The following is a 574-nucleotide window of genomic DNA, read 5'->3' as shown; positions in this document are numbered from 1 at the left end:
TAGTCTGGGACAGATTCTTCTGATTACATCAACTTGGCTGGTCGTTCCGCTCAAGGTGCAACTCCGTGCGCTCAGTGTGCCGGAACGGGCGGCAGCCGCTGCCGTCTATGGGATGGCGTTGCTGCTCGCGCTCGCAACGAGCATGCGACATCTGGCTCTGTTGGCCCTATTCTTTATGCTTGTCCAGATTAGTGCTATCGCGTGGTACTTGCTAACTTTTTTGCCTTTTGGCCGAGGGCTATGCGGCCGCGGCGGTGCTGGCGATGCCCGATCAGCATCTGGCCGCTAACCTCGCCGAGCTGTTCCGCACCAGGCGATTTCGGACGTACACCACCGACGATGTCGTTGGCGTCGAAATGGCGGGCGCGCTGAAGAACGTCTACGCCATCGCCGTCGGCATGGGTTACTCACTAGGTATCGGTGAAAACACGCGCGCCATGGTGATGACCCGCGCGGTGCGCGAAATGTCCAAGCTTGGCGAGGCGGCGGGCGGTCACCGCGACACCGTCGCCGGGTTGGCCGGTATGGGCGATCTCATCGTCACGTGCACCAGCCAGCGCAGCCGCAACCGGCA

General features: G+C 61.7%; 1 protein-coding gene and 1 pseudogene. Both read left to right on the top strand.

The genetic code is table 11. The annotated features are described in order from the left end of the window. Nucleotides 1-289: hypothetical protein (locus F6Q13_RS17800; protein WP_293059392.1), on the top strand; the 289-nt coding region annotated here is incomplete at its 5' end. Then, nucleotides 228-574, top strand: a pseudogene (locus F6Q13_RS17795) (NAD(P)H-dependent glycerol-3-phosphate dehydrogenase); the annotation flags it as partial. The gene F6Q13_RS17800 and the pseudogene F6Q13_RS17795, both read left to right, overlap by 62 nt.

The sequence above is a fragment of the Mycobacterium sp. genome (genome assembly GCF_008709575.1).
In the GTDB taxonomy this organism is placed as follows: domain Bacteria; phylum Actinomycetota; class Actinomycetes; order Mycobacteriales; family Mycobacteriaceae; genus Mycobacterium.
This window is presented reverse-complemented; position numbering and strand designations above follow the sequence as displayed.